Annotated in this window: 4 protein-coding genes; all 4 read right to left on the bottom strand. The window is 58.7% G+C overall.

All coding sequences use genetic code 11. The features are described 5' to 3' along the window. Positions 1–368: 368 nt before the first annotated feature. The gene (locus QZ302_RS08675) at positions 369–851 is read right to left on the bottom strand and encodes a pyridoxamine 5'-phosphate oxidase family protein (protein ID WP_294594515.1); all 483 of its coding nucleotides are present in this window, start codon (positions 849–851) and stop codon (positions 369–371) included. Continuing rightward, positions 848–1,525: a hypothetical protein gene (locus QZ302_RS08670; protein WP_294594514.1), complete on the bottom strand. Its 678-nt coding sequence runs from the start codon at positions 1,523–1,525 to the stop codon at positions 848–850. Before QZ302_RS08670 ends, QZ302_RS08675 begins: the two co-directional genes overlap by 4 nt. A gap of 6 nt (positions 1,526–1,531) precedes the next feature. Then, entirely contained in the window at positions 1,532–3,178 is a 1,647-nt protein-coding gene (locus QZ302_RS08665; RefSeq protein WP_294594513.1) for an arylsulfatase, read from the bottom strand. A 139-nt stretch (positions 3,179–3,317) separates the two neighbouring features. Further along, positions 3,318–3,803 carry a YhcH/YjgK/YiaL family protein gene (locus tag QZ302_RS08660; RefSeq protein WP_294594512.1) on the bottom strand — a complete coding sequence of 162 codons (486 nt, stop codon included), beginning with the start codon at positions 3,801–3,803 and terminating at the stop codon, positions 3,318–3,320. Positions 3,804–4,581 lie beyond the last annotated feature (778 nt).

Below are 4,581 nucleotides of genomic sequence, written 5' to 3'. Positions count from 1 at the left end.
TTCTTCGAACCGCAGGGATGCACTCAAAACGCAATTAGGGTAACTCCAGCCTCTTGCCCCCACGGGCACGCGCCTCCGTTTATTCCGAGAGGCAACGCAACTGAAGACCATAGGCACGGCTTGTTGTACTTCCGGAAACCAGTCCTGTGGTCTGAAAATGTAAATACATGCTGCGATAATCGATAGCAGTGGAAGCCCAACTGTATCCATCGCTCCCCACCACGACCAGCGTCCCCAATCGATCGTTGGTGCCATTCCCGCGGTAGCCCGGGGCGGATCGAGCGGCACTCGAAAAATGGCCACCTCGACTTAAATTAACCAGTCCCCTTGCCCCAGGCGCCTTTATCCGAAAGATTGCGAATCCCCCCTTAACGCACCCTCTTGCACTTGCCCTGCAGATGCTCGATATTCAACCGCAAAACCGCCGTTCGATCGAACGACCTCCGAATGTATACATCCTCTTCGGTCGCCTCCCCCAGCTCCGGATTGTATTTTTCCCGCAGCGCCACGAGCGCCTCCCACCGCTCCCCATCATCAGTCACTTGGGCGATCCTGCCGAATACATGCACCGACTCGTACCCCGTCGAGTACGGCACCACCCTCGTTTTCCCCACCACACAGAAACTCACCCCGTCATTCGCCCCGATCGCATCGATTTTGTGCCCCTCCCGCGCGCAGTGGAAATAGATACAATTCCGCTCCCTCCGATAGACATAACTCATCGGCAGCCCGTATCCATATCCCTCCGGCGCACACATCGCCAGAAAACCGAACTCCCCCGCCTCTAACAGCTCCTTCGCCGCCCCCTCCTCCCACAGGCGATCCTGCCGGCGTACCCGTCTGAAATTCATAAAGTCATCTTTTTTAAATCCACCTCCGACAACCTCCATATCTTCATCTTCCTTTCCCCCTCGAACCACTCGGACATCAACCTCCCCGTTTCCGCCCTGACGAACGTCACCGACCCCGTCACCGTCCCCTCCCCCGCCTCCCAGAACGTCGCCGCCACCGCATATTTTTCGCCATAATCCAGCACCACCAGCAGATTCTCCCTCCAGTCCTGTGGTCGGACATACGTTTTGCTCGTCGTCAGTATCGTATACGCCGCCAGCTCTGTACCCTCCCGCCCCATAGCCCGGCAAGCCGAAACCAGTAGCGATGGATTAATCCGGTTGCGCAGCACCTTCGGAATCTCCCTGATCTCCTCCCCCGATAACTCCGTTTTCGACAAAGCCAGCAACCCCTCCAGCAATACCTCATCCGGCACCTCCGCCACCCATCCCCACTGCGGTTGCCGGTACGTTCCCTCTCCCATCTCCCGCATACGATCCAACAGCCCTGCATTGCTAGTGAACCACTCCAGCGCCTCATCGTTCCGCGCCAGCTCGCACATCTCTGCGACCAACTCCCGCGTCGCCTCCAGCCACTCGTATTTCTCCTGCTCCATTCCCCTTTCCCCACACCCCGTTACTAAAGCCGCCAGCCCCAAGATAATCCTGAGGCTGGCTCCGCGAAAACGTATCATATTCCGTTATTTTTTCGAATCGGAAATCTCCCCCCGCCGATCCGGCAGCCGTCGCACCTCCTCCAGCCGCGCCGCCAGCTCCGCCACCCGTTCCGGATAGAGCTCCGCCACATTGTTCCGTTCCCCGATATCCTCCGTCAGGTGATACAGCTGCGGTTCCTTCGCATTCCCCAGCTCGATGTTTACATCGTGATTTTTCGCCGCCCCGCCGCTCGGCGCGATGTACTTCCACCCGTCCACCGTAATCGACAGCGTGCCCGCATTCTCGACAATGTATTCCCGTCCCCTGGTGCGTTTCCGGTCTTTCCCCAGCCAGACCGCCAGGTGATTCCGGCTATCCTGCGCCTCCCCCTCCGCGAGCTCCTCACCCACCAACTCCGCCAGCGAAGCGAACCAGTCCACCTGCGACGCCGGCGCCTCGCTCACCCGTCCCGCCGGCACCCTCCCCGGCCACCTGACAATCGCCGGCACCCTCGTACCCGCCTCGAAGATACTATACTTCCCCCCCCTGAACCGTCCCCACGGTTTGTGACTCCCCAGCAGCTCCACCGCCCGATCCCGATAGCCGTCATCCACCACCGGCCCGTTGTCCGACGACAAGATCACCAGCGTATTCTCTGCAATCCCCAGCGAATCCAACACCCCCAGAATCCGTCCCACCGACCAGTCGAACTGCAAGATCGCATCCCCCCTCGCCCCCATCCCACTCTTGCCCACGAACCGTTCGTGCGGCGCCCTCGGCACATGGACATCATTCGTGCAGAAATAGAGGAAGAACGGTTTTTCCGCCCCTGTTTTCTTTGCCTCCTGCTGTGCCGCCACCGAACGTTCGATGAACCGTACCGCCCGCTCCGTAATCGTATCCGCAATGTTTTCATCCACCCATAAGGCGTTTCCTCCGCCCGTCATATATCCGATCCTTCCGATCCCGTTCACGATCGCCATATCGTGCCCGTGACTCGCCTGTAGTTTGAGCCTCTCCGGATTTTTGCGTCCCGTCGGTTCCCCCGGGAACGGCCTGCTGTAGCTCACCCGGATCGAATCTTCCGGGTGGTTCGCCAAATCGAGCCCCACCACCCGTCCGTTTTCGATATATACGCACGGCACCCGATCCGCCGTTGCCGCCATGATGTACGAATAGTCGAACCCGATATCCTCCAGCCCCGGCGTCACCACCCCGTTCCAATCCTGCGCCCCCGCCCGGTCGCCCAGTCCCAAGTGCCACTTTCCGACCGCCGCCGTCGTATATCCCGCCCGCTGCATCATCCTCGGCATCGTTTTGTGCTCCGGCGTGACGATCATCGCCGCATCCCCCGGCGCAATCCCTGTCCCCGGCCTCCTCCACGCATATTCCCCCGTCAGAATGCTGTATCTTGCCGGCGTACTCGTCGCCGCCGTGGCATGCGCATCCGCGAACCGCACCCCCTCCGCCGCCAGCCGATCCGTATTCGGCGTCTCGATCGTCCCCTGCGACCCGTTGCAGGCAATATCTCCGAACCCCAGGTCGTCCGCCAGAATAATGATCACATTCGGTTTTTCGGATTCGTTTTTCGTTTTGTTTCCGGCCTCCGTCGCCGTCGCCGGCTTCACCGTTCCCGCCACTCCCGCCGCCAGTGCGGCCCACAGGCTCAGTTTCGTTTTCAAGTCAGTCATATCGAGTTTGGGTTGCAGAAAGTTTTTCCTTGGTTGTATACTATGGCTTTACACGGTGAATCAGGATCGGGTTTCGCGCCTGCACGTCGTTTTTCCTTGTAGTATATATGGCTTCATACGCTTGTAAAGAGCCAGGCAGTTATCGCGCCTCGACCCTGATTTTGACGATCGCCTTGCGACTCACCGCCTCTTCCTCCGCCTTTTCCGGTCTGCCCAGCGGCGCATGCGCATCCTCCGGGAAGAAGATCACGAACTCCCCCTTTTTCGCCGTCACCCGGCTCGTCGGCTCGTCGTTATAGAACACGATGTCATTCCCCTCGTCGAACACCCCCTTCTGTTGCGAACAAGCATTCCTCCGCGCCCAACCGAACGATTCTCCTCCGTCGATCATCACCTGTAAGTCGATGTATTTGTCGTGCGCTTCGAGCACCGTATCTTCCGCCGGTTTTAGCCTGTGCTCTCCGACCATCACGAAGAGATCCTCCCCATTGATCTCATGCCTGCCATTGAACGCCGGATCGTTCAGTTCCGCTCGGTGTTGTGCCAGGTATTCGAAAGCCACGGCGAAGAGCGGATGTATGCGCGCATATTTATGCACCGAGGAATCTAACGCGTCGTGTATCATGATTTTGAGTTAAGGGAATGTTCCGAGAGACAAATATACGAAAAAAGCGATAATCGGGATTTAGGGAAGCCGCTGTGCGTTTGCATTATGCGGGTATACCCGGCCAGAGCATCCCGCAGGGACGCTCTTTAAAGTTTTTCTGGTTCTCTTTGTTCACCAAGAGAACAGTTTCAGCCGGGGCAGTGCCCAAATCGCGCGCCGCCGCCTAAAGAGGGAAATCGTCAAAATGCGCTTGCGTGTTTTGACAAGATTTCCCCAGGCGCGCGAACAAAGCTCGACCCGCGCGCGATCGCTGAAGAAGGAAATCATTCCAACGCGTGATTCGCGTTTGAATAAGATTTCCGCCAGCGCGCGGACGAAGAACGGGGGGTAGAGGCTGCCAGTTGAAATGCGCAAGCATTTCTCGTCCACGGGACGTGGGGCCTGGCCGGCCCGAGGCCAGTACCCTCCCGTAGGACAGACGCGCGCCCCGCCTAAAGAAGCGATTCAGCTATTTCGGCGATGAGCCGAAATAGAATGAATCGTGCAGGCGCGCGAAAAAAGTTCTCCCGCGTACGAAAAGAGAATAGAGTAGAGGCAGTCCGGGAGCGGAGAACTGGGCAGTGCTTTGAGCCGAGCTTCTGCAACTCGCCGGCGCTCGTTGCTGCTCACCGCTGGCGGCGACCCGCTTAAACTAAAAGCGAGTAGCGCGATTCCTCACGGAATCTCCGTCCTTGGCGAGGGCGACGCTTTAACGGCGCGTGGGGGGCGCGCCGAGGACGAATAGCTGTGCTCTTGC

Source organism: uncultured Rikenella sp. (assembly GCF_910579375.1).
GTDB lineage: Bacteria > Bacteroidota > Bacteroidia > Bacteroidales > Rikenellaceae > Rikenella.
Note: the sequence above shows the minus strand (reverse complement) of the source record. Positions and strands in the feature narration are given on the sequence as shown.